This window comes from Amycolatopsis mongoliensis (assembly GCF_030285665.1).
Lineage (GTDB): Bacteria > Actinomycetota > Actinomycetes > Mycobacteriales > Pseudonocardiaceae > Amycolatopsis > Amycolatopsis mongoliensis.
Genome location: NZ_CP127295.1, coordinates 4,222,656 through 4,246,871 on the forward strand (window position 1 = coordinate 4,222,656; position 24,216 = coordinate 4,246,871).

At 70.9% G+C, this 24,216-nt stretch carries 30 protein-coding genes and 1 pseudogene; 23 read left to right on the forward strand and 8 right to left on the reverse strand.

Features of this window, described 5'->3' with window-relative positions; all coding sequences use genetic code 11:
* Positions 1–78: 78 nt before the first annotated feature.
* The 4 genes from QRX60_RS20595 (at position 79) to aroA (ending at position 2,534) form a co-directional block, all read left to right on the forward strand.
* The gene (locus QRX60_RS20595; RefSeq protein WP_286002384.1) at positions 79–444 is read left to right on the forward strand and encodes a F0F1 ATP synthase subunit epsilon; all 366 of its coding nucleotides are present in this window, start codon (positions 79–81) and stop codon (positions 442–444) included.
* A gap of 25 nt (positions 445–469) precedes the next feature.
* Complete coding sequence (locus tag QRX60_RS20600) at positions 470–904, forward strand: DUF2550 domain-containing protein (protein ID WP_286002385.1); 435 nt, start codon at positions 470–472, stop codon at positions 902–904.
* 61 nt (positions 905–965) lie between these two features.
* Positions 966–1,286 carry a putative quinol monooxygenase gene (locus QRX60_RS20605; protein WP_286002386.1) on the forward strand — a complete coding sequence of 107 codons (321 nt, stop codon included), beginning with the start codon at positions 966–968 and terminating at the stop codon, positions 1,284–1,286.
* Positions 1,287–1,295: 9 nt separating this feature from the next.
* Positions 1,296–2,534 (forward strand): 3-phosphoshikimate 1-carboxyvinyltransferase, encoded by a 1,239-nt coding sequence (aroA, locus tag QRX60_RS20610; RefSeq protein WP_286002387.1) that lies wholly within the window; start codon positions 1,296–1,298, stop codon positions 2,532–2,534.
* A 242-nt stretch (positions 2,535–2,776) separates the two neighbouring features.
* Here the strand turns inward: aroA and QRX60_RS20615 are convergent, their stop codons facing one another.
* Positions 2,777–3,352, reverse strand: a complete 576-nt coding sequence (locus QRX60_RS20615; protein WP_286002388.1) for a cob(I)yrinic acid a,c-diamide adenosyltransferase — start codon at positions 3,350–3,352, stop codon at positions 2,777–2,779.
* 61 nt (positions 3,353–3,413) lie between these two features.
* Between QRX60_RS20615 and murA the strand changes: the two genes are divergently transcribed.
* A complete protein-coding gene (gene murA, locus QRX60_RS20620) occupies positions 3,414–4,688 on the forward strand; it encodes a UDP-N-acetylglucosamine 1-carboxyvinyltransferase (protein ID WP_286002389.1) in 1,275 nt (424 codons plus the stop codon).
* Between the two features lies 1 nt (position 4,689).
* Here murA and QRX60_RS20625 read toward each other — a convergent pair whose 3' ends face one another.
* On the reverse strand, positions 4,690–5,283 hold the full coding sequence (locus QRX60_RS20625) for a TetR/AcrR family transcriptional regulator (RefSeq protein ID WP_286002390.1): 594 nt from the start codon (positions 5,281–5,283) through the stop codon (positions 4,690–4,692).
* Between the two features lie 95 nt (positions 5,284–5,378).
* On the opposite strand from QRX60_RS20625, the gene QRX60_RS20630 reads away from it, so the two are divergent.
* From QRX60_RS20630 to QRX60_RS20640, 3 genes are read left to right on the forward strand one after another with little or no spacing between them, the layout of a single operon-like run.
* A complete protein-coding gene (locus tag QRX60_RS20630) occupies positions 5,379–5,816 on the forward strand; it encodes a nuclear transport factor 2 family protein (protein WP_408630242.1) in 438 nt (145 codons plus the stop codon).
* Positions 5,809–6,627, forward strand: coding sequence for an NmrA family NAD(P)-binding protein (locus QRX60_RS20635; protein ID WP_286002391.1), 819 nt, complete (start codon positions 5,809–5,811; stop codon positions 6,625–6,627). The genes QRX60_RS20630 and QRX60_RS20635 overlap by 8 nt, the downstream gene beginning before the upstream one ends.
* Positions 6,624–7,814 (forward strand): alpha/beta hydrolase family protein, encoded by a 1,191-nt coding sequence (locus tag QRX60_RS20640; RefSeq protein WP_286002392.1) that lies wholly within the window; start codon positions 6,624–6,626, stop codon positions 7,812–7,814. The genes QRX60_RS20635 and QRX60_RS20640 overlap by 4 nt, the downstream gene beginning before the upstream one ends.
* On the opposite strand, the gene QRX60_RS20645 is transcribed toward QRX60_RS20640, so the two are convergent.
* The 3 genes from QRX60_RS20645 to QRX60_RS20655 form a co-directional block, all read right to left on the reverse strand.
* Positions 7,787–8,401 carry an L-2-amino-thiazoline-4-carboxylic acid hydrolase gene (locus QRX60_RS20645; protein ID WP_286002393.1) on the reverse strand — a complete coding sequence of 205 codons (615 nt, stop codon included), beginning with the start codon at positions 8,399–8,401 and terminating at the stop codon, positions 7,787–7,789. The genes QRX60_RS20640 and QRX60_RS20645 overlap by 28 nt on opposite strands.
* A gap of 94 nt (positions 8,402–8,495) precedes the next feature.
* Complete coding sequence (locus QRX60_RS20650) at positions 8,496–9,119, reverse strand: LysE family translocator (RefSeq protein WP_286002394.1); 624 nt, start codon at positions 9,117–9,119, stop codon at positions 8,496–8,498.
* Entirely contained in the window at positions 9,119–9,742 is a 624-nt protein-coding gene (locus QRX60_RS20655) for a LysE family translocator (protein WP_286002395.1), read from the reverse strand. Before QRX60_RS20655 ends, QRX60_RS20650 begins: the two co-directional genes overlap by 1 nt.
* Positions 9,743–9,926: 184 nt before the next feature.
* On the opposite strand from QRX60_RS20655, the gene QRX60_RS20660 reads away from it, so the two are divergent.
* From QRX60_RS20660 to QRX60_RS20670, 3 genes are all read left to right on the forward strand, one after another.
* Positions 9,927–10,418: a YdbT family protein gene (locus QRX60_RS20660; protein ID WP_286002396.1), complete on the forward strand. Its 492-nt coding sequence runs from the start codon at positions 9,927–9,929 to the stop codon at positions 10,416–10,418.
* A 59-nt stretch (positions 10,419–10,477) separates the two neighbouring features.
* Positions 10,478–10,615: a hypothetical protein gene (locus tag QRX60_RS20665; RefSeq protein WP_286002397.1), complete on the forward strand. Its 138-nt coding sequence runs from the start codon at positions 10,478–10,480 to the stop codon at positions 10,613–10,615.
* 109 nt (positions 10,616–10,724) lie between these two features.
* On the forward strand, positions 10,725–12,740 hold the full coding sequence (locus QRX60_RS20670; RefSeq protein ID WP_286002398.1) for a protein meaA: 2,016 nt from the start codon (positions 10,725–10,727) through the stop codon (positions 12,738–12,740).
* Here QRX60_RS20670 and QRX60_RS20675 read toward each other — a convergent pair.
* On the reverse strand, positions 12,733–13,287 hold the full coding sequence (locus tag QRX60_RS20675) for a cysteine hydrolase family protein (protein ID WP_286002399.1): 555 nt from the start codon (positions 13,285–13,287) through the stop codon (positions 12,733–12,735). The two genes, QRX60_RS20670 and QRX60_RS20675, sit on opposite strands and share 8 nt — an antisense overlap.
* A 71-nt stretch (positions 13,288–13,358) precedes the next feature.
* On the opposite strand from QRX60_RS20675, the gene QRX60_RS20680 reads away from it, so the two are divergent.
* From QRX60_RS20680 to QRX60_RS20690, 3 genes and pseudogenes are all read left to right on the forward strand, one after another.
* Positions 13,359–14,327, forward strand: a complete 969-nt coding sequence (locus tag QRX60_RS20680; protein WP_286002400.1) for a GlxA family transcriptional regulator — start codon at positions 13,359–13,361, stop codon at positions 14,325–14,327.
* Complete coding sequence (locus QRX60_RS20685) at positions 14,324–15,097, forward strand: enoyl-CoA hydratase-related protein (RefSeq protein WP_286002401.1); 774 nt, start codon at positions 14,324–14,326, stop codon at positions 15,095–15,097. The genes QRX60_RS20680 and QRX60_RS20685 overlap by 4 nt, the downstream gene beginning before the upstream one ends.
* Positions 15,098–15,130: 33 nt before the next feature.
* Positions 15,131–15,244, forward strand: a pseudogene (locus QRX60_RS20690) (DUF2867 domain-containing protein); the annotation flags it as partial.
* Here the strand turns inward: QRX60_RS20690 and QRX60_RS20695 are convergent.
* The gene (locus QRX60_RS20695; protein ID WP_286002402.1) at positions 15,216–15,761 is read right to left on the reverse strand and encodes an NUDIX domain-containing protein; all 546 of its coding nucleotides are present in this window, start codon (positions 15,759–15,761) and stop codon (positions 15,216–15,218) included. The pseudogene QRX60_RS20690 and the gene QRX60_RS20695 sit on opposite strands and share 29 nt — an antisense overlap.
* A 37-nt stretch (positions 15,762–15,798) precedes the next feature.
* On the opposite strand from QRX60_RS20695, the gene nucS reads away from it, so the two are divergent.
* Together nucS and QRX60_RS20705 are read left to right on the forward strand one after the other, a co-directional pair.
* Positions 15,799–16,458, forward strand: a complete 660-nt coding sequence (gene nucS / locus QRX60_RS20700) for an endonuclease NucS (protein ID WP_286002403.1) — start codon at positions 15,799–15,801, stop codon at positions 16,456–16,458.
* Between the two features lie 6 nt (positions 16,459–16,464).
* Positions 16,465–16,671, forward strand: coding sequence for a DUF1653 domain-containing protein (locus QRX60_RS20705; RefSeq protein WP_286002404.1), 207 nt, complete (start codon positions 16,465–16,467; stop codon positions 16,669–16,671).
* A gap of 7 nt (positions 16,672–16,678) precedes the next feature.
* Here the strand turns inward: QRX60_RS20705 and QRX60_RS20710 are convergent, their stop codons facing one another.
* Positions 16,679–17,359 (reverse strand): ribosomal protein L7/L12, encoded by a 681-nt coding sequence (locus QRX60_RS20710; RefSeq protein WP_286002405.1) that lies wholly within the window; start codon positions 17,357–17,359, stop codon positions 16,679–16,681.
* Between the two features lie 410 nt (positions 17,360–17,769).
* Here QRX60_RS20710 and QRX60_RS20715 point away from each other — a divergent pair, with 410 nt between their 5' ends.
* The 7 genes from QRX60_RS20715 to dhaM all read left to right on the forward strand — a co-directional run bounded on the left by QRX60_RS20715 (position 17,770) and on the right by dhaM (position 24,157).
* Positions 17,770–18,546, forward strand: a complete 777-nt coding sequence (locus QRX60_RS20715) for a hypothetical protein (RefSeq protein WP_286002406.1) — start codon at positions 17,770–17,772, stop codon at positions 18,544–18,546.
* A gap of 197 nt (positions 18,547–18,743) precedes the next feature.
* Complete coding sequence (locus tag QRX60_RS20720; RefSeq protein WP_286002407.1) at positions 18,744–20,441, forward strand: sodium:solute symporter family protein; 1,698 nt, start codon at positions 18,744–18,746, stop codon at positions 20,439–20,441.
* A gap of 10 nt (positions 20,442–20,451) precedes the next feature.
* The gene (locus QRX60_RS20725; protein ID WP_286002408.1) at positions 20,452–20,736 is read left to right on the forward strand and encodes a hypothetical protein; all 285 of its coding nucleotides are present in this window, start codon (positions 20,452–20,454) and stop codon (positions 20,734–20,736) included.
* Positions 20,737–20,783: 47 nt separating this feature from the next.
* Positions 20,784–21,788: a DUF3558 domain-containing protein gene (locus tag QRX60_RS20730; RefSeq protein WP_286002409.1), complete on the forward strand. Its 1,005-nt coding sequence runs from the start codon at positions 20,784–20,786 to the stop codon at positions 21,786–21,788.
* A 67-nt stretch (positions 21,789–21,855) separates the two neighbouring features.
* Complete coding sequence (gene dhaK, locus QRX60_RS20735) at positions 21,856–22,857, forward strand: dihydroxyacetone kinase subunit DhaK (RefSeq protein ID WP_286002410.1); 1,002 nt, start codon at positions 21,856–21,858, stop codon at positions 22,855–22,857.
* Complete coding sequence (dhaL, locus tag QRX60_RS20740; protein ID WP_286002411.1) at positions 22,857–23,486, forward strand: dihydroxyacetone kinase subunit DhaL; 630 nt, start codon at positions 22,857–22,859, stop codon at positions 23,484–23,486. The genes dhaK and dhaL overlap by 1 nt, the downstream gene beginning before the upstream one ends.
* Positions 23,483–24,157 carry a dihydroxyacetone kinase phosphoryl donor subunit DhaM gene (gene dhaM / locus QRX60_RS20745; RefSeq protein ID WP_286002412.1) on the forward strand — a complete coding sequence of 225 codons (675 nt, stop codon included), beginning with the start codon at positions 23,483–23,485 and terminating at the stop codon, positions 24,155–24,157. The genes dhaL and dhaM overlap by 4 nt, the downstream gene beginning before the upstream one ends.
* Positions 24,158–24,216: the final 59 nt, after the last annotated feature.

Genomic DNA, 24,216 nt, shown 5'->3' on the forward strand with positions numbered 1-24,216 from the left:
CTCGGGCCCCCGCCGTTCTCGTAGCCGGAGACAGACCTATTACACTCGGTGGCAACACCCCGAGTTAAGGAGTGCTACGTGGCCGAGATGTCCGTGGAGCTGGTGGCTGTCGAGCGCCGTCTCTGGTCGGGTACCGCCACTTTCGTGGTGGCCCAGACCACCGAGGGTGAGATCGGCATCCTGTCCGGCCACGAACCCGTGCTCGGGCAGCTCGTCGAAGGTGGCGTGGTCAAGGTGACGACCACGGACGGTGAGACGGTCTGCGCGGCCGTGCACGGCGGATTCCTCTCCGTGACCGGTGCCGGCGTGAGCATCCTCGCCGAGAGCGCCGAGCTTTCCGACGAAATCGACGTCAACGCGGCGAAGGCGGCACTGAGCGCCGACGACGAGACCGAGCGGACGAGGGCCACGGCCCAGCTCCGCGCGGCAGGTCAGTCGGCCTGAGCAGGAGACGGGCGGGAGCCGGGCCGTGAAGATCACCGTGGTGGTAGTCGGGCTCCTGATCGTGCTCGCCGTGCTGGTCGCCTGGTACGGCCAGCGGTGGATCCGGATGCGCCGCGGTGGGGGCGTGAGCGTCGCGCTGCGGTGGCGTCCGGACAGTGCGCGCTCCAGCTGGCACCTGGGGCTCGGCCGCTACGAGGGCGACGAGTTCGTCTGGTACCGCGTGTGGAGCCTGCGGACCGGCCCGGACCGCGTCTTCCAGCGCGAAAGCATGCAGATCGCCGACCGGCGCGACCCGTCCGGGAGCGAGGCCTACGCCGTTCCGGAAGGCTCGACCGTGCTGCGCTGCGAATCGGAGACCCAGGAAGCGATCGAGATCGCCATGGGCCCGGGCGCGCTGACGGGCTTCCTGTCCTGGCTCGAGTCCGCCCCGCCGGGGCGGCGTCTCCCGCGCGCCTCCTGACACGCTGTGCTGTCTCAAACCGAGACAGCCGGAAGCGCGGCAGTGGCCTACCGTGGAGCCCATGATTTTCATCGTGGTCAAGTTCCCGGTGAAGCCCGAGTACGCGGACTCGTGGCCGGACATCGTCGCCGACTTCACCAAGGGCACCCGCGGCGAGGCGGGCAACAAGTTCTTCGAGTGGTCCCGCAGCATCGAGGACAGCAACACGTACGTGCTGGTGGAGGGCTTCGAGGGCCAGGACGCCGCGGTCGCGCACGTCGGCTCCGAGCACTTCAAGACGGCCGTCGCGACGCTGGGTGCCTACATCTCGGACAACCCGCAGATCATCAACGTCCAGGACGCCTCAGACTGGGGTCCGATGGCCGAGATCTCGCCGCATTAAACTCGGGGGGTGACCCTCGTCGAGATCCCCGGCTCCAAGTCCGTCACCGCCCGTGGCCTGTTCCTGGCCGCCGCCGCGCACGGCACCACGACCCTCGGCCGTCCGCTGCACTCGGACGACACCGAAGGCTTCGCCGAGGGGCTCGTCAAGCTGGGCTACCGCGTCGACCGGCAGCCGGGCGCGTGGACCATCGAAGGCCGTCCGTCCGGCCCCGGCGTCGCCGAGGCGGACGTGTTCTGCCGCGACGGCGCCACGACGGCCCGGTTCCTGCCCGCGCTGGCCGCGGCCGGCACCGGGACGTTCCACTTCGACGCGTCCGACCAGATGCGCCGGCGCCCGCTCGGGCCGCTGACCGACGCGCTGCAGGAACTCGGCGTCGACCTGACCTTCGAGGGTGCGCGGGGGCACCACCCGCTGACGATCCGCGCGAACGGCGTCAAGGGTGGCTCGCTGACGCTCGACGCGGGGTTGTCGTCCCAGTTCCTGACGGCGTTGCTGCTGCTCGGGCCGCTGACGGCGGAGGGGCTGCGGATCACCGTGACGGACCTGGTGTCGGTGCCCTACGTCGAGATCACGCTGGAGATGATGCGCCGGTTCGGCGTCGACGTCCGGCGCGAGGGCAAGACGTTCGTGGTGCCGCCGCAGCCGTACCAGGCGTGCGAGTACCCGGTGGAGCCGGACGCGTCGACGGCCAGCTACTTCCTGGCCGCGGCGGCGGTCACGGGCCGCACGGTGACGATCCCCGGGCTGGGGTCGTCGGCGCTGCAGGGCGACGTCCGCTTCGCCGACGTGCTGGAGCAGATGGGGGCGCACGTCGAGCTGACTTCCGATTCGGTCACCGTGGCGGGCCCGTCGGACGGCCTGCGCGGGGTCACGGTGAACATGCGCGACATCTCGGACACGGTCCCGACGCTGGCCGCGATCGCGCCGTTCGCTTCGGGCCCGGTGCGCATCGAAGACGTCTACAACACGCGCATCAAGGAGTGCGACCGGCTCGACGCGTGCGAGGAGAACCTGCGCGCGCTGGGCATCGAGGTCGAGACGGGCCGCGACTGGATCGAGATCCGGCCGGGCACGCCCACCGGTGCGCTGGTGAAGTGCCGCCGGGACCACCGGATCGCGATGGCGTTCAGCATCACGGGCCTGCGGACGCCCGGCATCACCCTGGACGATCCCGAGTGCGTGAAGAAGACGTTCCCGGGCTTCCACCAGGCGCTGCGGACCCTGCGGGAAAGCTGGGGGATCTAGTGTCGCGCGTCTGAGGTTCGTCGACAGTGGCCTGGCCCTGCGCGCCAAGGTGGTGTCGGGTGCATCGGACCTGGATCTGTCGAGGGTCGCGGTGGCTGGTCCGGCGACATGAATGAGTCATTCATGTCGTCGGACGAGGTGAATGGGTCATTCACTGCATCGCGGCCTGGGCTGCCCGGGCCGGGTTCTCATGGCGCAGGTTCCAGCCGCCTCGGACGTCGGACACCTTGCAACGCGCGACACTAGGAGGGCTGCCCGCCCGGCTGCCACAGCACGTCACCGTCGGGATTCGCCAGCCGGGCGAGGATGAACAGCAGGTCCGACAGGCGGTTCAGGTACTTCAGCGCCACCGGGTTCGTCGTCTCCGGCTCCGCCTCGTACAACGCCCAAGCCGACCTCTCGGCCCGCCGCGACACCGTCCGCGCCTGGTGCAGGAACGCTGCCCCCGGAGTGCCACCCGGCAGGATGAACGACGTCAGCTTCGGCAGCCGCTCGTTGAACTCGTCGCACCAGCCCTCGAGCCGCTCCACGTACTTCTCCGTGATCCGCAGCGGCGGGTAGGGCGGGTCGTCGGAAATCGGCAGGCAGAGGTCCGCGCCGACGTCGAAGAGATCGTTCTGCACCGCACGCAGCACATCCGCGACCTCGCCGGGCAGCCCGCCCATCGCGATCGCCAGCCCCAGCACCGAGTTCGTCTCGTCCGTGTCGGCGTACGCGCCCAGGCGCGGCGACGTCTTCGGCACGCGGGACCCGTCGCCGAGCGCGGTCGTGCCGTTGTCGCCGACCTTCGTGTAGACGCGGTTGATGCGAACGACCATGAACCCACCATAGCGGCCCCCGCCCGGGCCGAATCCGGGCGAGAGGGCATGATTGGCGGCCATGAGCGAGCACTTCGACGTGCATGGCGGAGCCCGGCTGGTCGGTGAGGTCGACGTGGTCGGCGCGAAGAACAGCGTGCTGAAGCTGATGGCCGCGGCCCTGCTGGCCGAAGGCACCACGACCATCACGAACTGCCCGCAGATCCTGGACGTCCCGCTGATGGGCGACGTGCTGCGGAGCGTCGGGTGCGAGGTCGTCATCGAGGGCGACACCGCCACCATCACGACGCCGGCCGAGCTGTCGCACCGCGCGGACTCGGCCGCGATGGGCAAGCTGCGCGCGTCCGTCTGCGTGCTGGGCCCGCTGGTCGGGCGGTTGAAGCAGGCTGTCGTCGCGCTGCCGGGCGGTGACGCGATCGGCTCGCGCCCGCTGGACATGCACCAGAACGGCCTGCGCAAGCTGGGCGCGACGAGCACGATCGAGCACGGCTGCGTCGTCGCGAAGGCCGAGACGCTGGTGGGCGCGCAGATCTGGCTCGACTTCCCGAGCGTCGGCGCGACCGAGAACATCCTGATGGCGGCCGTGCTGGCCGAGGGCACCACGGTCATCGACAACTGCGCGCGCGAGCCCGAGATCGTCGACATCTGCACGATGCTCACCGAGATGGGCGCGAAGATCGAGGGCGCCGGGACGTCGACGCTGACCGTGCACGGCGTGGAACAGCTGCACCCGACCCAGCACAGCGTGATCGGCGACCGGATCGTCGGCGCGACCTGGGCGTTCGCGGCGTCGATGACCCGCGGCGACATCACGGTCCGCGGCGTCAACCCGCACCACCTCGACCTGATCCTCAACAAGCTGCAGCTGGCCGGCGCGGACGTCGAGACGTTCGGGGACAAGGGCTTCCGCGTGGTCCAGCCCGAGCGGCCGAAGGCGGTCGACTGGGTGACGCTGCCGTACCCCGGCTTCGCGACCGACCTGCAGCCGTTCGCGGTGGCGCTGTCAGCGGTGTCCGAGGGCACGTCGATGATCACGGAGAACGTCTACGAGGCGCGGTTCCGGTTCATCGAGGAGATGATCCGGCTCTCCGGGGACGCCCGCACCGACGGCCACCACGCGGTGGTCCGCGGTGTCGAGCGGCTCTCCAGCGCGCCGGTCTGGGCGTCCGACATCCGCGCGGGCGCCGGGCTGGTGCTGGCGGGCCTGTGCGCGGACGGCGTCACCGAGGTCTGGGACGTCTTCCACATCGACCGCGGCTACCCGCACTTCGTGGAGAACCTGAACCGCCTGGGCGCCGACATCCAGCGCGTCACCGGCGAGCCCGACCGGAAGTGACTCACCCGCCCTGCGCGCCCAGTGCGCGCAGGGCGAACTCCACCAGCCGGTCCACGTAGTCCGGCTCCGCCGGGGCCAGGCGGACCACCAGGCGCCAGTAGATCGGCGCCGCCAGGACGTCGAGTGCCAGTTCCATGTCCAGGTCCTCCGGTAGCTCGCCGCGGGTGATCGCGCGGCGCAGCATCGCCTCGCCGACCTCGCGGCGGGGGCCGCCGATGGCCTCCCGCAAGCCGCGGCCGTGGTCGGGGTTGCGGGCGTCCTCCGCGACCAGGTCCGGCAGGATCCGCGAGAACAGCGGGTGCGTGAGCCAGTCGATCAGGGCCTGCATCGTTTCGCGCAGGTCTCCGCGCAGCGAGCCCGTGTCGGCCTCCGCCGCGCGGGACACGCTGAACTCCGTCACGACGGAGGCGATCATGTGGTCCTTCGACGCCCACCGCCGGTACAGCGCGCTCTTGCCGACGCCGGCGCGTTTCGCGACCGCTTCCATCGACAGCCGCCCGTAGCCCTGTTCGGCGAGTTCCCACATGACGGCTTCGGTGATGGCCTGCGTGACCTCGGGCTGGAGGACCGCGGCGCCGGTCGGGGTGCGTGCCATGGGGCGCAGTCTAGCGGGTGGACGAGACGGTACCGTTCCGTCTAGCCTTGACGTCGGGACGGTACCGTCTCGTCCAAACGCTCAAGGAGGCTCCGATGGGGCTGCGAGACCTCGTCGATCACGGGATCGACCTGCTGCTGAAGCACGACATGGCCGGGTTCGCCGGGCTCTGGGCCGAGGACGGCGTCCTCGAGTTCCCGTTCGCCGGCCCGGGCTACCCGAAGCGCGTCGAAGGGCGTGACGCGATCCGCGAGTACCTGCGCGACTACCCGAACCTGCTGGACATCCGCGAGGTCGTCGCGAAAACCGTGCACGAAACCGCGGACCCGGCCGTGGTCGTCGCCGAGTTCACCGTCGCCGGGGTCGTGGTGGCCTCGGCGAAGCCGTACGAGCTGTCGTACATCGCCGTGATCACCGTCGAGGACGGCGAAATCCGCCACTACCGCGACTACTGGAGCCCGCTCGCCGCGGCCGAGGTCCTCGGCGGCGTCGACGAGCTGACGGCGGCCTTCACCGGCGGCGACCGTGGCTGACGTCCTGGTCCTCGGCGGCACCGGCACCACCGGCCGCCGGGTCGTCGCGGGCCTGCGTGCCGCGGGGTTCCCGGCGCGGGCGGCCACGCGCAAGCCGGGCGAGCGCGGTCAGGTCCGGTTCGACTGGACCGACCGGTCGACCCACGCCGATGCGCTGCGCGGTGTCTCCGCGGTGTACCTGCTGCCACCGATCGGCGAAGCCGAGCCCGCAGGGCTGGTCGAGCCGTTCCTGGACGACGCCCTGGCCGCGGGCGTCCGCCGGGTCGTCCTGCTCAGCTCGTCGGCCGTCACGGTGGACACGCCCGGGCTCGGCGACCTGCAGCGGCTGGTGCGCGCGGCGCCGGAGTGGGCCGTGCTGCGGCCGTCCTGGTTCATGCAGAACTTCACCGGCGAGCACCTGGTCGCCCAGGGGGTCCGCGACGGCGAGATCGTCACCGCCACCGGGGACGCGCGGGTCGCGTTCGTCGACGCCGGCGACATCGCGGCGGTCGCCGTCCGCGCGCTGACCGATCCCGGACCGCACAACACCGAACACGTCCTCACCGGGCCCGGTGCGGTGAGCTACGCCGAGGCCGCGTCGATCATCGCCGCGCGCACCGGCCGTCCGGTGCGGCACCGCGCGGTGAGCACCCCCGAGTTCGCGGCTCTTCTGACGGCGGCCGGAATTCCGGCCGGCTTCGCTCGCGTGCTCGCCGCCCTCGACGAGGACATCCGGGGCGGCGCCGAAGACCGCGTCACCGCGGCCGTCGAAGAGGTCACCGGCCGGCCCGCCCGTCCGTTCGAAACCTTTGTGGAGGAGGAGATCCGATGAAGCAGCTCATGTTCCCCGAAGACCCCCAGTTCTGGTTCGAGACGCTGCGCCTGTTCAGCCACGCGGCCTATGGTGGCTCGGACTTCGGCGAGGTGGTCGCGGCCGCGTCCCGGGTGACGGCCGGCGACTACGACAGCTGGCACGATGCCTACCGCGCCCTGGCCGACCGGCTGTACGCGGAAGCCGCCGACGCCGGCCCGGTCACCGCGCGGGACCTGCTGCTGCGCGCGTCGACGTACTACTTCTCCGCGGAGTTCTTCCTCCACGGCGACCCGGCGGACCCGCGCACCGCGGCGGCGTACGACCGCAGCGTCGAGTGCTTCCGGCGCGCGGGCGTCGCGGAGCCGGTCGAAATCCCTTACGAGGGAACGGTTCTGCGGGGGTATTTCTACCGCGCGCCGGGTGCCGGCCCGAAGCCGCTGCTGATCATGCACAGCGGCTTCGACGGCAGCGCCGAGGAACTGCACTTCATGGGCGCGAGTGCCGGCGCCGAGCGCGGCTACCACGTCCTGACGTTCGACGGGCCCGGCCAGCCGAGCGCGCTCCGGCGCGAGAAGCTCGTGTTCCGGCCGGACTGGGAGCACGTCGTCACGCCGGTGGTGGACTTCGCGCTCGGGCTCGACGGCGTCGACCCCTCCCGGATCGCCCTGCTCGGGGTCAGCCTCGGCGGCATGCTGGCCCCGCGCGCGGCGGCGTTCGAGCCGCGGCTGGCGGCGCTCGTCGCGGTCGACGGCGTCTACGACGCGGGTGCCGCGGTGACCGGTCTGCTGCCCTGGGACCGGGCGGAAATCGTCCGCCGGGCGCACGCCGCGGAGGACCCCGAGTTCGACGCGTTGCTTCTTGCGGGCCGGCAGGCGAGCCCCACGCTGCGCTGGGCGTGCGACCACGGCCGCTACGTGATGGGCGCGGCGACCGACCGCGAGTTCGTCGCGAAGTACCTCGAATACACGCTCGACGACGGCGTCGCGGAGAAGATCACCTGTCCGACCCTGGTGTGCGAAGCGGCGGACGACCTGTTCTTCGGCGGGGAAACGGAAACCGAGCCGCGCAGGTTGTACGCCCACTTGAACGCCCCGAAGACGCTGCTGACGTTCACGGCGGAGGAGGGCGCCGACGCGCATTGCCACGTCGGCGCCCAGCGGCTCGCGGCGGGCCGGATCTACGACTGGCTGGACCGGACGTCGTAGCGGCTGAAGTGGAACGGGCAGTGGGTGCCGCCCAGGCCGATGGTGGTGGCCCGGTCGAACCGGAAACCGTGTTCGGGCGGGTCGATCGCCTCGATCCAGTTGGCGTCGAAGGCGCACATCACCGGGGTGAGCTCCGCGGCCCCGTTGGCGACGAGGACGTCGTGGTAGTGGCAGCGGTGGACGTCCTGGAAGAAGCGGGTTCCGTCGTCGACCGGGTGCCGGAAGGTGAAGCCCGCACCGAAGGAGGTGCTCTCCCGGGCTTTCGCGACGGCGACCATGGCTTCGAAGGGATCGGGCGCGGCGTCGAGCATCGCGCGGGTGCCTTCCCGGACGTACCGGCCGAGCGGTTCGACGAAGGCCTTCCGGATGGTTTCGATCGCCCGTTCGCGGCCGAGTTCCGGCTCGAGGTGCTCGTACGCGGCGACGAGGGCGAGCGTCATCCGGACGTTGTGCCGGGCGGGCTCGTCGACTTCGAGGTGCCGGTTCGCTTCGACGAGCTCTTCGTGGCGGGCCCGGATGGGCGCGCCGATGTGCTCGTAGAAGGCTTCGACGACGGCGTCGGTCTCGGATTCGTGGTCGGTGGGCATGGCTGTCCTCTCGGATCGAGGCAGCGCACTCCACCGACCAACCGGCGCTGATGAACGTGGTGTCGCGGAGCAGACTACTCCAGGGGCGACGTGATCAGCCTTCGAAAGCCAGTGCCGCGCCGAAACCCACCAGCGCCATGCCCGTCGCGCCGTCCATCGCGCGGCGTACCTTCCGGCGCTGCAGCCAGGCGCGCACCCGGTGCACGAACACCAGCAGCAGCACCTGCCACACCACCCCGAGCGCGGCGACCGTGTACGCCAGCAGCAGCGAGTCGCCGAAAGTCGACGCCGGCGTGAGGAACTGCGGCAACACCGACAGGTACAGGACGATCACCTTCGGGTTGGTGATGTTCGACAGGAAGCCCTCACGGAACCGCCGCGCGCGGGAGGCGCGAGCGCGCCGGACGTCGTCCAGGGCCTCGTAGTTCCCGCGCCACGCACCACGCAGAGCCTGCACGCCCAAGAACACCAGGTAGGCCGCACCCAGCCACTTCACCGTCTCGAACAACGGCTGGTAGTGCGTGATCACCGCGCCCAGCCCGAGCGCGACCGCCGTGCCCTGCAGGAGGTTCGCGATGCTGATCCCGGCGCACGCCCAGCCGCCGCCCCGGGCGCCCCCGGTCAGCGCGTTCTTCAGCACGATCATCGTGTCCGGGCCCGGCATCATCGCCAGGAACGCCATCATCCCGGCGAACCCCAGGTAGGTGCTCCACGTCATCAGGACTCCAGGGCGAGGGCGGCGCCGAACCCGACCAGCGCGGTGCCGGTGACGCCGTCCAGCGTACGGCGCACCCGGCGGCGGCCCAGCCACGCGCGGACGCGGTGCACGAACACCAGCAGCACCAGCAGCCACAGCACGCCGAGCACCGCGACGGTGTACGCCAACACCAGCGAGTCCCCGATGCTCGACTGCGGCGTCAGGAACTGCGGCAGCACGGACAGGTACAGCACCAGCACCTTCGGGTTCGTGATGTTCGAGAGGAACCCCTCGCGGAACCGCCGGAACCCGCCACCGCGGCGGCGCTGGACCTGCTCGACGACGTCGTGGTTCCCGCGGAACGCCCCGCGCAGCGCCTGGAAGCCGAGGAAGACGAGGTAGGCCGCGCCGACCCACTTGAGCGCGAGGAACAGCGGCTGCGACCGCGCGATGACGACGCCGAGTCCGAGCGCCGCGGCGGTGCCCTGGACGGCGTTGCCGGTGAAGATGCCGAACGAGGCGAGCAGCCCGCCGCGGAACCCGCCGGACAGCGCGTTCTTCAGCATCACCATCGTGTCCGGGCCCGGCGCGAGCACGATCAGGACCACGATGACCAGGTAGCTTCCGTAAGCACTCCACGTCACGGCTGCCCACGCTAACCGACGGTCTCGGCCGGGTCTCGCGGATTTCCGTCACACCGTTCGCGACGGTCGTGCACGGAGGGTGCCCGGGCATGCGCGACGCGCGCGGAACTCGGCGGGCGAGGCTTCCGCAGAGTAGTGTTCGACCATGTCAGCAGGGGAAATCGATCTTCTACCCGGTGAGCGCGTGCTCTGGGCGGGAGAGCCGGTCCAGCGCCCGTTGTACGTCGCGGCCGACGGGGTGATCGCCCCTGCCGGACTCATTCTCGCCGTCGCCGCACTCTGGTTCCTGCTCGCGAAGCAGCCCAGCGGGGGCGCCATGGCCGGAGCCGTCGTCGTGCTCTTGATCGGGCTGTACGGCGCCGTCGGCCGGTCCGCCGTCCGGTACCTCGCGCTCGGGCGCACGACGTACGCCGTGACCGACAGCCGGGTCATCGCGCGGTCGGGGTTGTTCCGGCTGAAGGAACGCGCCAGCGAGCTGGCCGGGTTGTCGGCGCCGGTCCTCAAGCCGGGCCCGTCCCGCACCGGCACCCTCTCTTTCCCCGAGTCCGGGACCGTGACGCTGATGGGCGTCGGCGAGCCCAAGCGCGTTCGCGACCTGCTCACCAAGGCCATCGACGAGGCCAAGGCCCGTCAGGCCCCGCCGGCGTCCGACGCGTCGGACACCTCGGCCGCCTGAGGGCAACCTCGGCGCCCGTCCGGAGCGTCAGCCCGGCGAAGAGCGCCGGGGAGGTCGCCGTGGAAGAACCGATCGTCGTCCTGCATCCGGGTGAGCGGCTGCGGTGGTCGGGGTGCTACTCGGTGCCCGTGGAGCTTCAGCCGGATCCGATCGAGCTGATCGCCGTGCCGGAGCCCGACCGCAGCTCCGCGACCTGATCGGGCGGCACTGACCGCGGACTGAGTCACCCGGACGTGTCCGATTGCACTGCCACCATAAGTTACCGGCCGGTACACTCGACGAAACATCCACCGCCGGAGGTGTCCTGTGCCGTACCCAACGGACCGTGAACGAGACCGACCGTGGGTGATGCGGACCTACGCGGGGCATTCCTCCGCGGCCGCGTCGAACGAGCTCTACCGGCGCAACCTCGCCAAGGGCCAGACCGGCCTTTCGGTCGCCTTCGACCTGCCGACCCAGACCGGCTACGACCCGGACCACCAGCTCTCGCGCGGCGAGGTCGGCAAGGTGGGCGTGCCGGTGTCGCACATCGGCGACATGCGGCGGCTCTTCGACGGCATCCCGCTCGCCGAGGCCAACACGTCGATGACGATCAACGCGCCCGCCATGTGGCTGCTCGCGCTGTACGTCTCCGTGGCGCGCGAGCAGGCCGAAACCGAGGGCCGGGACGTCGACGAAGTCCTCGCGAAGCTCACCGGCACCACGCAGAACGACATCATCAAGGAGTACCTGTCCCGCGGGACCTACATCTTCCCGCCGGGGCCGAGCCTGCGGCTGATCACCGACATGATCGCGTGGACCGTGCACCACGTGCCGAAGTGGAACCCGATCAACATCTGCAGCTACCACCTGCAGGAAGCCGGCGCGACGCCGACGCAGGAGGTCGCCTACGCGCTGTGCACCGCGATCGCCGTGCTCGACGCCGTCCGCGACTCCGGGCAGGTCGACGCGGCCGACATGGCCAAGGTCGTCGCGCGGATCTCGTTCTTCGTCAACGCCGGTGTGCGGTTCGTCGAGGAGATGTCCAAGATGCGCGCGTTCACCGCGCTCTGGGACGAGCTCACCCGGGACCGGTACGGCGTAACGGATCCCAAGGCGCGCCGGCTGCGCTACGGCGTCCAGGTCAACTCGCTGGGCCTCACCGAAGCCCAGCCGGAGAACAACGTCCAGCGGATCGTGCTCGAGATGCTCGCGGTGTCGCTTTCGCGCGGCGCCCGTGCCCGCGCGATCCAGCTGCCCGCCTGGAACGAGGCGCTCGGGCTGCCGCGGCCGTGGGACCAGCAGTGGGCGCTGCGGATGCAGCAGGTGCTCGCGTTCGAGACCGACCTGCTGGAGTACGAGGACATCTTCGACGGCTCGCACGTCATCCAGGCGAAGGTCGACGAGATCATGGCCGGCGCGCGCGAGGAGATCGCCCGCGTGCAGGAGCTCGGCGGCGCGGTCGCCGCCGTCGAAAGCGGCTACATGAAGTCGCAGCTCGTCGGGTCGCTGGCCGAGTACCGCCGGGGCATGGAGAACGGCGAGCGCGTCCTGGTCGGCGTCAACAAGTTCGAGACGACCGAGCCGTCGCCGCTGCAGGCCGAGGGGGCGAAGGCGATCGAGACGATCGATCCCGCCGTCGAGAAGGCCGCCGTCACCGCGATCGAGGAATGGCGCACCCAGCGCGACAACGACGCCGTCGAGCGGTCGCTGGCCACGCTGAAGGAACGCGCGCAGACCACGGAAAACCTCTTCGAGGCCACTGTGGACTGTGCGCGGGCCGGCGTCACCACCGGCGAGTGGGCCGGCGCGCTGCGCGAGGTGTTCGGCGAATACCGGGCGCCCACCGGGGTTTCCGCGGCCGCCGCGAGCGGCGGCGACCCGGGGATCGAGCGGGTGCGCGAACGGGTCCGCGCCACCGAAGCGGAACTCGGCGAACGGCTGCGGATCCTCGTCGGCAAGCCCGGCCTCGACGGGCACTCCAACGGCGCCGAGCAGGTCGCCGTCCGGGCGCGCGACGTCGGGTTCGAGGTCGTCTACCAGGGCATCCGGCTGACACCCGAGCAGATCGTCGCGGCCGCGGTGCAGGAGGGCGTGCACGTCGTCGGGCTCTCGGTGCTGTCCGGCTCGCACCTCGAAGTCGTCCCGCACGTCGTCGACGGCCTGCGCGCCGCGGGCGCGGGGGACGTGCCGGTGATCGTCGGCGGCATCATCCCGCCGGACGACGCCGCGCTGCTGACCGAGCGCGGCATCGCCCGCGTGTTCACGCCGAAGGACTACGAGCTGACCGAAATCATGGACGGCATCGTCAGCCTGGTCCGCGAACGCCACGGCCTCAGCTGAGGCCGGCCAGGATCTCCTTCGTGGACTTCACGGTGGCGAACTGGTTCGCCAGGTTCGCCGCCGTGACGCGGGACAGCTCGTCGGCCGTGACGACGTCGCCGTCCACCCCCGGCAGGTCGAAGGTGAACGTCGCGTCGAGCGCGAAAGTCACGTCGTAGCCGAGGTTCCCGCCCATCCGCGCGGTGGTTTCGCAGCAGAAGTTCGTCTGGATCCCGGCCAGGACGAAGCGCGTGATGCCGCGCTTGCGCAGCCACGCGTCGAGGTCGACGTCGCCGATGAAGGCCGAGTTGACCTTCTTGCCGAACACGAGGTCCGGGCGCGCGCCGTCGAGCTCGGGCTTGAAGTCGTTCCCCGGCTGACCCGGCCGCAGGGGTGAGTCCGGCTTCACGGAATCGTGGTGCACGAGCACGACCGGCTGCCGCCGCTCCTGCCACGCGTCGAGGAGTGCCTTCATGTTCGCTTCGGCGCCGGGGTTGTTGCGCGGTCCCCAGCGGGGCTCGTCGAACCCGCGCTGGACGTCGATCAGGATGAGTGCTGGTGCGGTCATGACCTCGAGTTTTCCGGGATCGGGGAGCTCGGGGGAGTGGCAGAAGACGCGCGATGCGGTACTTTCCTGCCATGCGCACCATCGGCGTTCTGCTGCTGCCGGGCACCCGGATGTTCGACCTCGCGGTGATCGGCGAGGTCTGGGGCCAGGACCGGACCGACAGCGGGATCGGCCCGTTCACCGTGCGGCTGTGCAGCCCGGGCCGGGTGCGCACCGCGGTGTCGCCGTTCGGGGACGTCGCGGCCACGCACGGGCTCACCGGGCTCGACGGCTGCGACCTCGTGCTGGCGCCGGGCCGCGACGACCCGCTGGCGCTGGTCCCGTCCGCCGCCGTCGCGGCGCTGCGGCGGGCGCACCGGGCCGGGACGACCGTCGCCGGGCTCTGCTCCGGCGCGTTCACGCTGGCCGCCGCCGGCCTGCTCGACGGCCGCCCGGCCACCACGCACTGGCGCGACTTCGACGCCCTGACCCGCGTCGCGCCGCGGGCGGACCTCCGGCGCGACGTGCTCTACACCGACGACGGCGGCGTCCTGACGTCCGCGGGTGTCGTCGGCGGCCTCGACCTGTGCCTGCACCTGGTCCGGCGCGACCACGGCGCGGAGGTCGCCGCCGCCTTGGCGCGCCGCCTGGTGATGCCCCCGGCGCGCGAGGGCGGGCAGCGGCAGTACGTCGACAACCCGCTGCCGCCGGTGGCCGCCCAGCCCGGGATGGCGTCCACAATGGACTGGGCGCTGGCGCGCCTCGGCTCCGGGATCGGCGTCGAGGACCTCGTCGGGCACGCGCGGATGAGCGAGCGGACGTTCCACCGCGAGTTCGCCGCGGCCACCGGCGTGACCCCCGGACGCTGGCTGCGCGTGCAGCGCGTCCGGTACGCGCAGCGGCTGCTGGAGACGACGGAGCTGCCGGTCGAGCGCGTCGCGCAGCGCTCCGGCCTGGGCACGGCGGCGAACCTGCGACGCCGGATGCACGCCGAGGTCGGGGTCGGGCCGGACAGCTACCGTCGCACGTTCCGGTCCGGAGGGGTTACCGTCGGGACATGACCGAGTACGAGCACATCCTGGTCAAGCGGGACGGCGACACCGTCACGATCACCATGAACCGCGCGGCGCGGCGCAACTCGCTGTCCGGGGATCACCTGGCCGAGCTGCTCGCCGCGTTCCACGAGGCGGGGACGTCCGACGCGACCGGCATCGTGCTGGCCGGCGCCGGGCCGGTGTTCTCCGCCGGGCACGACTTCGGCGACGTCGCCGCGCGCGACCTGATGGGTGTGCGCGAGCTGCTGACGCTGTGCACGGACCTGATGAAGACCATGCAGTCGGTGCCGCAGGTCGTCATCGCGCGGGTGCACGGGCTGGCCACCGCGGCGGGGTGCCAGCTCGTGGCGTCGTGCGACCTCGCCGTCGCCGCCGAATCGGCGGGCTTCGCGCTCCCGGGTGGCAAGGGCGGCTGGTTCTGCCACACCCCGGCGGTGCCGGTGGCGCGCTCGATCGGCCGCAAGCGGCTGATGGAGCTGGCGCTGACCGGCGACGTCATCGACGCGCCCACCGCGCTGGACTGGGGCCTGGTCAACCGCGTCGTCCCCGACGACCGGCTCGACGACGCGGTCGCGGAGCTGCTGGGGCGGGCGACCCGCGGCAGCCGGGCCAGCAAGACGATGGGCAAGGTCACGCTGTACGCCCAGCTCGACCGGCCCGAGGCCGACGCCTACGCGATCGCGCTGGAGGTCATGGCCGCCGCATCCCAGCTGCCCGGCGCGCGCGAAGGCATGGCGGCGTTCCTCGAGAAGCGCAAGCCCTCCTGGCCCGACTGAGCCGTCCCGGCTCCGGCCGGCTTCCGGCTCGGCACGATCGTGCACTTCCACAACCGCGTCGGCCCGGCCTACTTCGCGATCGTCAAGCCGTTCCACCACCTGGTGATCCGCGGGATGCTCAAGGCCGGTGCCGCTCGACCAGCATGAGCTGCGCCCACGCGGCGATCGACTGCGCGTCGGTGATCTCGCCGGCCAGGATCATCTTCTCGAGGTCCGCGCGCGCGAACCACGCGCTGCGCATGTCCTGCTCCTCGTGCTCGCGTTCGGGCTCGCCCTCGGTGACGTCCGTGGCGAGGAACACCCAGCCGCGCTGGCTGCTCATGCCCGCGGCGACGTCGAGCTTGCCGAGCGGCACCATCGAGCCGGCGCGCAGGCCCGTCTCCTCGCGCAGTTCGCGCGCGGCGAGCTCGGCGGGCGGCACGTCGGCCAGCCCGGGCGCGGTGCCCTGCGGGAACTCCCAGCGGCGCTCGCCGAGCGGGTAGCGGAACTGCTCGACCAGCCGGAACCGGTCACCGTCCTGGGCGATGACGAGCGCGTAGGCCGGCTTGTCGATCACACCGTAGATGCCCGCCGAGCCGTCGGGGCGGCGGATGTCGTCCTCCCGCACGGTCATCCAGTTGTTCCGGTACACCTCGCGGGACGCGACACGCTGAATGGGGTCCACGCGCCCAGTATCACCGACCCTGTCCTACCCTCCTCGGGTGCGTCTCGTGATCGCGCGGTGCCAGGTCGACTACGCCGGCCGGCTCACCGCCCACCTGCCGATGGCCACCCGCCTGCTGCTCGTGAAGTCCGACGGCTCGGTGTCGGTCCACTCCGACGACCGCGCGTACAAGCCGTTGAACTGGATGAGCCCACCCTGCTGGCTGATCGAGGACGGCCAGCTCTGGATCGTCGAGAACAAGCAGGGCGAGAAGCTGGTGATCTCGATCGACGAGGTCTTCCACGACCACGGCCACGCACTGGGCGCGGAACCGGGCCTGCAGAAGGACGGCGTCGAGGCGCACCTGCAGGAGCTGCTGGCCGAGCACATCAAGACCCTCGGCGACGGCTACACGCTGGTCCGCCGCGAGTTCCCGACGGCGATCGGCCCGGTCGACATCATGGCCCGCGACGCCGACGGCAAGTCGGTGGCGGTGGAGATCAAGCGCCGCGGCGAGATCGACGGCGTCGAGCAGCTGACCCGGTACCTGGAGCTGCTCAACCGCGACCCGCTGCTGGCGCCGGTCCAGGGCGTGTTCGCGGCGCAGATCATCAAGCCGCAGGCGCGGACCCTGGCGGAGGACCGCGGGATCCGCTGCCTGACCCTGGACTACGACGAGCTGCGCGGCATCGAGTCCGACGAGTTCCGGCTGTTCTGAGTGTCGGTGGAGCCGGGTCGGTACGTCCACTACAAGGGCGGCGAGTACGAGGTGCTCGGCGTGGCCCGGCACAGCGAGACCGAAGAGGAGCTGGTCGTGTACCGGGCGCTGTACGGCTCGCGCGGGTTGTGGGTGCGGCCGGCAGCGATGTTCGGTGAGACCGTCGAGACGCCGGGTGGTCCGGTGCCGCGGTTCCGCCGGGTCGCCGACTGAGGTCCGTTCACAGCAGTTCGACGGTCGCCCCCGCGTCTTCGAGTCGTTGCCGGGCGGCTTCGGCCTCCGGCCCAGGCACCTGTTCCAGCAGGATCGACGGCGTTCCGGTCACCAGTTCCTTGGCGTCGATGAGGCCGATTCCCCGCACGAGGTGCCGCACCGCTCGCACGACTTCGACCTGGCGGGCACCGGGATCGAGCAGGGCGACGTCGAACCGCTCTTGCCCGCTCCACGGGCCGTGATCCGGGACGGGGTGCGAGCTGAGGTCGTTCAGCAGCGCGGCGAACTCCCGGGCCACGTCCGCGCCGTCCGGGTGCTTGCGGAGGCTCATCGCTCGTTCGAGCCTCGTCCCCGGGCCCTCGATGACGAGGTTCGCCTCGGTGTCGTACTGCTCCTTCTTGACCGCCAGCGCGAGGATGCCGAGCACCAGCACCCTGGGGACGGTCACGCGGCCGGTCCGGGCGCTCCGGATCTCGACGCGCGCGGACAGCCCGGCCAAAGAGTGGCGCAGGGCCCGGTCGCCGGTGCCTTCGATGACGGCCGTTCCGGTCAGCCGCAGACCTCCGAAGGTCGCGAGGACGCCATCGGCCAGGTCTTCGTGCGCCGATGTCGCGGAGTGCATGATCTTCCAGCCCACCGCGCCCACGGGGATCGCCACGAGGAGCACGACAACGGCCCACGGTGACATCGGGACTCCTCTCGGGCAGCGCCGCCGGGTGGCCGCGACGCACGGGAGTCGCCCGGCCGCACTTCGCTGTTACTGAAGTACCGATACCGAATCGATGCCGAATTGCGGTATCTGATTCACGGGCGATTACTCCGCAAGGAAATAGTTGACCCGATAGGCGGCAGAGAAGTGATCGGCTCTCTTTTTTGTCCTGCCTTTATGCGCTGTTCGGGTGAGGTCGGGATCCTATTGCGCGGATTCGTGCGACACTCGATTTCGAGGGGTTCCGCCGGTGCGTCCGGCGTGGCCGGAGGGTGGCGCGCTCGGCCGTCTTTCATTGTCGTGCCAACGTTTTCAGTCCGCCTTCGAGCTCGGTGTGCGCATGTCATCCGGCCGGCGTGCGCGCTTTTCGCCTGCACGGAGGAGGAAGTATGCGTTATCGCCCACTCGGTTCCGATCCGGTCGACCCGCGGCTGGGCCGGTTCATTCCGGACGACTGGCGGCACGTCGAAAGGTATCCGTTCGCCGCGCTGGCCGACGACGACCGGCCCACGCGGGCGCCCGTAGTGATCGGGGTCAACTGGTACTCCGCGTTCGACACCCCGGAGCGGGACGAGACCTCCGGCGAGTTCTTCATCGCCAGGGCCGGCGTCAAGAAGCTGGGCCGGATCCGCGGCGGCCACTGCGTCTGCCTCGAACCGGGCGGCACCCCGGACACCGACGCCTGGTACGCGTTCTACGACCAGGGCAGGGAAGGCGCCTGCGTCGGCTTCGGCTGGTCGCGCTGCATGTCGATCTTCAACGGCAGCGAGTACACCGCCCGCTGGCTCTGGGACTCGGCCAAGAAGCGCGACGAGTGGCCGGAAACCAACCCCGGCGATGACAACGGCACGTCGGTCCGCGCCGCGGCCGAGGTGCTCAAGGAGGCCGGGCACGTCCTCTGGGACGACGCCTACGCGAAAGACGACTGGCAGGCGCGCGAGAAGTACACGCCCGAGGCCAAGCAGGGCATCAAGGCGTTCCGCTGGGCCAAGTCGGTCGACGACGTGCACTCGGTGCTCGCCAACCCGCGGGCCGACGAGCTCGGCGCCGTGCCGTTGCTCAACTCGTGGGGCCCGGGCTACCCGCACCGCACCTACCTGCCCGACGAAGTGCTCGCCAAGCTGATCGAAGAAGACGGCGAGATCGCGATCCCGACCGACCGGTGATCCGAAACCGCTCCCGCGGCGTGTGACGGAGGGCGCGTTTCCCCAGCTCAAAGCCGGGGGGACGCGCCCTCCGGCCACTTTGGACACGTCAGCGTGCCGACCCTGAATCCATGCAGTACTGTCCGGATCCGGCAGGATACTGGTGATTCCTGTCGGATGTTGTCCTGTTCGAAAAGGTACTGCCGGAGGTGGGTCGGGTGCTGGTCCTAGCCGATGCGAACCTGCGACTCGACGCGAGCGCGATCGACTACATCGAGTTGGCGTTCTACTTCGTGCTCGTGCTCGGCATCGGGTACCTGGCCCGGCGTCAGGTGTCGAGCAGTCTCGACTTCTTCCTGTCCGGCCGGTCGCTGCCCGCCTGGGTCACCGGCCTGGCGTTCATTTCGGCGAACCTCGGCGCGGTCGAGGTCATGGGCATGTCGGCCAACGGCGCCCAGTACGGCCTGCCGACCGTCCACTACTTCTGGATCGGCGCGATCCCGGCGATGCTGTTCCTCGGCATCGTGATGATGCCGTTCTACTACGGCTCCAAGGTCCGCAGCGTCCCCGAGTTCATGCGGCGCCGTTTCGGCAAGCCGGCCCACCTCGTCAACGGCGTCAGCTTCGCCGCCGCTCAGATCCTGATCGCGGGCGCGAACCTGTTCCTGCTGGCCAGTGTGGTGAACCTGCTGCTCGGCTGGCCGCTGTGGGTGTCGATCATCATCGCCGCCGTGATCGTGCTCTCCTACACCGCGCTCGGCGGGCTCTCCGCCGCGATCTACAACGAAGTGCTGCAGTTCTTCGTGATCGTCATCGCGCTGGTTCCGCTGACCATCATCGGCCTGGTCAAGGTCGGCGGCTGGCAGGGGCTGGTCGACAAGGTCACCAACAGCCCGGGCGGCACCGCGCAGCTGCACTCGTGGCCCGGTGACAACCTGACCGGTTTCGGCAACAACATCCTGTCGATCCTCGGCATCGTGTTCGGTCTCGGCTTCGTGCTCTCGTTCGGGTACTGGACGACGAACTTCGTCGAGGTCCAGCGCGCGATGGCGTCGAAGAGCATGTCCGCCGCGCGGCGCACCCCGATCATCGGCGCGTTCCCGAAGATGCTGGTCCCGTTCATCGTGATCATCCCCGGCATGATCGCCGCGGTCACCGTGTCCGAGTACGTGAAGGACAAGCAGGTCCTGCTGGACGGCGGCAAGGCGGAAAGCGGCGTCACCTTCAACAACGCGCTGCTCCTGCTGATGCGCGACCTGCTCCCGAACGGCATGCTCGGCATCGCGATCGCCGGCCTGCTGGCCTCGTTCATGGCCGGCATGGCGGCGAACCTCAGCTCGTTCAACACCGTCTTCACGTACGACATCTGGCAGACCTACATCAAGAAGGACAAGCCGGACGGCTACTACCTGCGCCTCGGGCGCGTGGTGACGTCGGTCGGCACGATCCTCGCCATCGGCACCGCGTTCATCGCGTCGAACTCCGGCAACATCCTGAACTACCTGCAGGACCTGTTCTCGTTCTTCAACGCGCCGCTGTTCGCGACGTTCATCCTGGGCATGTTCTGGAAGCGGATGACGCCGCACGCCGGCTGGAGCGGCCTCGTGCTCGGTACCGCGTCCGCGATCACCGTCTGGGGCCTGTCGCAGGCCGGGGTGATCGGCCTGAGCGGCCAGGGCACCAGCTTCGTCGCCGCCGGGACCGCGTTCGTCGTCGACATCGTGGTGAGCGTCGTGGTGTCGCTGGCGACCAAGCCGAAGCCGGACGAAGAACTGGTGGGGCTGGTCTACTCGCTGACCCCGAAGGAAACGCGCAAGCACGACGACACCGGCGAGAACGCGGGCTGGTACCGCCGGCCGGGCCTGCTCGCGGGCATCGTGCTCATCCTGACCATCGCCCTCAACGCCATCTTCTAGGAGGTCCGTCATGGCTACCGAGTCCGGCGCGCGACCGCAGAAGGCGGGCGCCTTCGACATCCGGCTGATCATCGCCCTGCTGATCGGCGTCTACGGCGTGATCCTCACGGTGATGGGCGCCTTCTTCACCTCCGCCGCGGAGCGCGAGAAGGCGGCCGGCGTCAACATCAACCTGTGGGCCGGGATCGGCATGCTGGTCGTCGCCGCGCTCTTCATCATCTGGGCGAAGGTGCGGCCGCTCGTCGTGCCGGCCGAGCCCGAGAGCGCCGACACACCGCCCGCCCAGGCCGAATAGCCGGGTTGTCCGGACAGGGGCGCGAGGTTCCCGCTACCGTGCACCGCGTGCTCCCTGACGTTCGGCGCCGCCGTCTCCCGAAGCTGTTCCTGCTGGTCATTGCCCTCGCGCTGCCGCTGACCGCGTGCGGACAGAACCTCGGCAAGTCCAACTTCGCGCGGACGACGGTGCCCGCGGCGGCCGGCACCGGCCAGGTCTCCGACGGCCCGATCACCGACGCCGCCGTGGCGGCGAACGTGCTGCGCACGATCAAGCCGTGCCAGTTCCTGACCAAGGAGGCCCTCGGCGCGCTGGGCCTCGGTACGGCCGAGGACGACCCGTCGCCGTCGTCGATCGCCTTCGACCGGTGCAGCAACAAGGTGAAGGACCCCGGCGGCAAGGAGATCCGGCTCGAGTTCGAGATCGGCAGCACCCTGCTGCCGCACGCGGACAAGACGACCGGGCAGGTCGGCGGCCTGCCGCTGCGCGTGAGCAAGACCGACGACTCCAGTTGCACGGTCGCGACGATGACGGCGCTGAACCCGGACATGGCCCTGATGGTGTCGGTCACCTACCCCGGCGACCCGTGCCGGCCCGGCCAGACGCTGATGGAAGCCGTCGTGCAGAAGGTGCACAACTCGCCGGAGAAGTACTCGACGCCCGCGGGCACCGTGGTGACCGCCGACCCGTGCGCGATGGCCGACACCGCGGCGGTGGCCCCGGTCGTGCCGTCGGCGAAGTCGGCGCCGTCCGGCCTGCACTCGTGCGAGTGGCAGAGCAACGGCACGGACCCGACGGTGACGGTCGAGTTCCTGCCCGGGCTCCCGCCGCTCGAGGGCGACGGTTACTCCAAGGTGGACCTCGGCGGCGGCGTCACGGGCTTCCAGAAGAAGGGGACCGCGAGCTCGTCGGAGTGCCAGGTCGAGTGGCAGCACCGGCCGTGGCAGGGCGACGACGTCGAACTGGCCCAAGTGGACTACCGGAGCTACACGGCCAACCCGGCCACCGACGACCCGTGCGGCAAGGCCGTGACCGTCGCGAAGAACGTGGTCACGAAGCTCCCCAAAGCCTGACCTGGCGGCGGGCCGCGCGGCGAGGTAGGAAGGGGGCACCCCACCCGCCGATGTGCCGGAGGCTGCCGTGAAGAAGATCATCAACGATCCGGCGAACGTCGTCGCGGAGTCGCTGCGGGGCCTCGCCGCCGCGCACGCGGACATCTTGCGCGTCCAGGAGGATCCGGACGTCGTCGTCCGCGCCGACGCGCCGGTCGCCGGCAAGGTCGCCGTCATCTCCGGCGGCGGATCCGGGCACGAGCCGCTGCACGGCGGGTTCGTCGGCCGGGGCATGCTCGCCGCCGCGGTACCCGGCGCGGTGTTCACGTCGCCGACGCCGGACGCCGTGCAGGCCGCCGTCACCGCGACCACCGGCGAGGCCGGCGCTCTGCTCATCGTGAAGAACTACACCGGCGACGTGCTGAACTTCGAGACGGCCGCCGAGCTGGCCGCGGCCGAGGGCCTCGAGGTGCGCAGCGTCGTGATCGACGACGACGTCGCGGTCAAGGACTCGACCTACACCGCGGGCCGCCGCGGGGTCGGCGGCACGGTGCTGCTGGAGAAGATCACCGGCGCGGCCGCCGAGCGCGGCGACTCGCTCGACGCGGTGACGGCGCTGGCGCAGAAGGTGATCGGCCAGGTGCGCTCGATCGGCGTCGCGCTGACCGCGCCGACCGTGCCGCACGCCGGCACCCCGAGCTTCGACCTCGGCGAGGGCGAGATCGAGTTCGGCATCGGCATCCACGGCGAACCCGGCCGCGAACGGATCCCGCTCGAGCCGGCCGACGCGCTGGTGGCGCGGATGGTTGATGCCGTTCGGGAAGACCTGCCGTTCTCCTCCGGTGACCGCGTGCTGCTGTTCACCAACTCGATGGGCGGCACCCCGCTCGTCGAGCTCTACCTGGCGCACGGCATCGCCGAGCGGCTGCTGGCCGAGCGTGGGATCGTGGTCGAACGCCGGCTGGTCGGCCCGTACATCACCAGCCTCGAGATGCAGGGGATGAGTCTGACGTTGCTCAAGCTGGACGACGAGCTGACCGAGCTCTGGGACGCCCCGGTCAACACCGCGGCGCTGCGGTGGGGGCTCTGATGACCTGCAAGGCCGACGGGGTCGTGGCGGCCGTGCGCGCCGCCGCGGCGGTGATCGCCGAGCACCGGGTGGAGCTGATCGACCTCGACCGCGCGATCGGCGACGGCGACCACGGCGAGAACATGAACCGCGGGTTCACCGCCGTCGTGGCGGCGCTCGACGCGGGCGCGCCGGAAACACCGGGCGCGGTACTGAAGCTCGTCGCGACGACGTTGATCTCCAAGGTCGGCGGGGCCGCGGGACCGTTGTACGGCACGGCTTTCCTGCGTGCCTCGGCCAAGCTCGGCACCGCCGGGGACCTGGATGCGCCGGCGCTGGTGGACGCGCTGCGCGCCGGGCTCGAAGGCGTCCAGGCCCGCGGGAAGGCCGTGGGCGGCGACGCGACCATGGTCGACGCCCTGATCCCGGCGGTGTCGGCCGCGGAGAAGGCGGCCGGGGACGGCGGGGACGTCGCCGCGGTGCTGGCCGCGGCGGCCGGCGCGGCCGACCGCGGCGCGGACTCCACAGTGGACCTGGTGCCGCGCAAGGGCCGCGCGTCCTACCTGGGCGAGCGCGCGGTGGGCCACATGGACCCCGGTGCGCGGTCGTCGGCGCTGCTGCTGCACGCGTTCGCGGAGGCCGCCCGGTGAGTGTCGGCATCGTGCTCGTTTCGCACAGCGCGAAGCTCGCGGAAGGCCTGGCCGAGCTGGCCGCACAGATGGCGCCGGACGTCACCATCCTTCCGGCCGGGGGCCTCTCCGACGGCTCGATCGGCACGGACTACGACGAGGTCGTCGCGGCCACCCAGCGCGCCGACTCCGGCGACGGCGTCGTGCTGCTCTACGACCTCGGCAGCGCGCAGATGACCGCCGAGCTCGCCGTCGAATCGCTGGCCGACCCCTCGGCCGCCGTCGTCGCGGACGGCCCGCTGGTCGAAGGCGCGATCGCGGCGGCGGTCGCGGCGCAGTCGGGGAAGGACCGCAAGGCCGTGGCGGAGGCCGCCGCGGCCGCCGGGATGCCCGAGGATCTCGAGCCGGCCGAACCCGCGGCCGGCGGGGGCGACGAGATCGAGCTGGAGCTGCGGAACGAGGTCGGGCTGCACGCGCGGCCGGCCGCGGTGCTGGTGCGCGCGCTGAGCGCGTTCGACGCCGAGGTCACCGTCCGGCTCGGCGACCAGGAGGCCGACGGCCACAGCGTGCTGGCGCTGATGTCGCTCGGCGCCCGCCTGGGCGACCGGATCCGCGTACGGGCGCGCGGACCGCAGGCGCCCGCCGCGCTGGACAAGGCGAAAGAGCTGGTGGACGGCAATTTCGGCGAGTGAACCCGCCTCGCCGACCGGGTGACTTGCACGGTTCTGACTCGATTCCGTCTGGGCTTCCG